Source organism: Candidatus Alkanophaga liquidiphilum (assembly GCF_053996935.1).
Window position 1 is genome coordinate 1 of record NZ_JBMXYC010000073.1, and the last position, 2,699, is coordinate 2,699.

At 53.8% G+C, this 2,699-nt stretch carries 2 protein-coding genes and 1 pseudogene; 1 reads left to right on the forward strand and 2 read right to left on the reverse strand.

Going from position 1 to position 2,699, the window contains the following annotated elements:
* A pseudogene (locus tag ACXJJA_RS09365) lies at positions 1-366 on the reverse strand (ammonium transporter); the annotation flags it as partial.
* 178 nt (positions 367-544) lie between these two features.
* Here ACXJJA_RS09365 and arcS point away from each other — a divergent pair.
* On the forward strand, positions 545-2,347 hold the full coding sequence (gene arcS, locus ACXJJA_RS09370; RefSeq protein WP_456487954.1) for an archaeosine synthase subunit alpha: 1,803 nt from the start codon (positions 545-547) through the stop codon (positions 2,345-2,347).
* Between the two features lie 133 nt (positions 2,348-2,480).
* Here arcS and ACXJJA_RS09375 read toward each other — a convergent pair.
* Positions 2,481-2,699: hypothetical protein (locus tag ACXJJA_RS09375; protein WP_456487955.1), on the reverse strand; the 219-nt coding region annotated here is incomplete at its 5' end.

Sequence of the window (2,699 nt, forward strand, 5' to 3'; positions counted from 1 at the left end):
GAGCATGTGCCACGACGCCCCCAGCATCAACGCAAAGCCGACCGCCCAGAACGCCAGCGAGCCTGCGGCGTAGTCTACTAAATTCTTCATCAGCACGTTCGTGACGTTCTTAGCCCTCGAAAACCCAGCTTCAAGCATCGCAAAGCCGGGTTGCGTGAACATCACCAGAAACGCCGCTACCAACACCCAGACGTAGTCCACCGGCGCCCTCGGATTCTCAACGAGCGTCGCAGCGCCCGTCGGGTCGCCGCCCACCGCCGCAGATACCAAGGTCACTGAAGTTATCAGAAACGCCGACGTAGCTACAACGTCCCGCCTGAGCATCGCCTTCGAGCTTACCTCTTCAGAACGCTCCCTCACTACCATCTTTTGCACCTTTATTCTACATTTGCATGAAAAATAGGGTGAATGTCCTCTATATAAATAATTTTCGGAACATCACACTCATTTATACGAATAAAATGACACAGACGATAATTAAAGTTGTTGTGCGACTCCTGACAACTGTTAAATCTTCCCGAACGCATGCATAACGAGAGGCAGAATGACGAAGTTTTACGAAGCGCGGAAGAGAGACGGGGCTGCAAGGCTCGGCAGACTTTTAATCGGAAATGCCACCGTGGAAACGCCGCTGTTACTGAACGTGGAAGCTTTTCACAGCGGAACGGCGCCCGTGCTACCGGCAAAAGCCGTGGCGAGAGCTAAAAACACCAGTAAACTTCTAATTTACGACGCTTGGGAGCTGCCGGCTGAGTGGAAGACGGCGAGGGGCGTCGTCGTTCTTCCAAAGACGCACCCGCTCGCCTCCGACGTCCGCAATTTAAAAGCTGACCTCTACGTCGTCGGCTACGCCTCCCGCCTTTTAACCTCAAGCAGAAGGCTCGTCGACGAAATCATCAGATTGAAGGAAAGCATCCCACCTGACGCCGCCCTCTACGTGCCTGCGGTTGCCACGCCTGCAAACGTTGCATTTTTGATTTACATAGGCGTAGATGTCGTCGACGACGCCGTCGCCGTAATCAAGGGCTATGAAGACGTTTACCTCACGGATTACGGCGAGCTGCGGCTTTTTGAGCTTAAGAACTTTCCCTGTTGTTGTGAAATTTGCACGTCACTCAACCCCGCCGAGCTCAGGAAGTTGAACAAGAAGGAAAGAGCGGAATTGCTGACGAAGCATAATTCCCTCTCTCTAAAAGCTGAGGTCGAAAAAGTGCGGGAACGAATAAGGAGCGAAATGCTACGTGAATATGTGGAGTCGCGCGTCCGCACGTCGCCGTTTCTGACTGCGGCGCTTCGCATTTTGGACGAGAAAGAAGAGTACTTAGAGAGGAGAACTCCAGTTGCGAGGCGTTCGCCGCTGCTGGCAAACAGCATGGAGTCGTTACGTCGTGTTGAGGTCAAGCGTTTCGCCATTCGTGTCGTCGAACGCTACACGCCGCCCCGCCGCAAGGTGCTCCTCCTGCTGCCATGTTCCGCCCGAAAGCCTTATTCGCTGTCACAGTCGCATCGGAAGTTCATAAGTGCAATTTTCGAGTTCAGAGGGCACGTCCATGAGGTCATAATAACGTCGCCGCTCGGCGTCGTCCCCCGGGAACTCGAAGCGGCTTACCCTGCCGCTTTCTACGACGTGCCGGTTACTGGTTACTGGGACGCCGAAGAGCGCTTTTGGGTCGGATCGTGCGTCGAAGCTTACCTTCGCAAAAACCTTATCGAGCGAGGACTCTACGAGCACGTCGTCGTGCACCTCAGCGGCGGCGCTCTTGAAATTTTCAAAGGCGTCGCCGAAAAGCTCGGCTTAGAGGCGTTTTATACTTGCGGCGACGGCGAGGAGGAGACGGCAAAGCGTGCTTTGGAGCGGCTTAGAAACTGCATTTCTGAGCTTTGTGCAGAGAAGAAGCCGGATAAGGACGCAAAGGTGAATATGATAAAGGCAATGGCGGATTATCAGTTCGGAAACGGCGTTGGAAACTTGCTTTTAGGAGAAAAGGCTGAAATCAAGGGAAAGTATCCGGCATATAAGGTCTTTTCCGACGGAGAAGTTCTGGCAGGAGTGGTGCCGGAATACGGGCTTCTGCGGCTCTCCTTAAATGGGGCGCTGCGACTGCATAAGAGCGGCTTTCACGCCTACGAGGTGCGCTTGAGAGGCTATGTGCCGAAGGCGAAGAGCGCAGTGCTGGCGCCTGCCGTCGAAGATGCCGACCCGCAGATAAGAGTGAACGACGAGGTCCTGCTTAAGGACGGCGAAGGAAACCTGCTCGGCGTCGGGCGTGCGAGGATGAGCGGCTGGGAGATGGTGGCTGCGGAAAGGGGCGTCGCCGTTGAAGTGCGGACGGCGCTGAAGCCCTGACGGCTCGCACATCACGGCTAATTACACCAAGTGCGCCTTGCAGTACAGATTTGGGTTTGAGTTAAGGGCTAAATGAATTGATAAAACTTACAAATCTTACAAATGTTTCTGACATAGCTTCTTCGAGGCTGATTTACTGGTTATGGATGTTTGATAAGCAACGATAAGCAACAACAGAGAATTCCTTCACCTCTTTCATGACCTCTTCGGGCGTCAATCCCTCTTCTGCCCTCGTGATGTACCTCCAATCCGCGCGATCCTCGCTTATCAATCCGGATTCGTCGAATAGTGCGACGTGCCACGATGCATTGAACGATAATCTCCACGCCGGAAGCCGCCAGCTGAGCGTGAA

Bases quoted from the DNA above. Each gene is read 5' to 3' on its own strand.
- arcS (WP_456487954.1), top strand. From the start codon at position 545: ATGACGAAGTTTTACGAAGCGCGGAAGAGAGACGGGGCTGCAAGGCTC.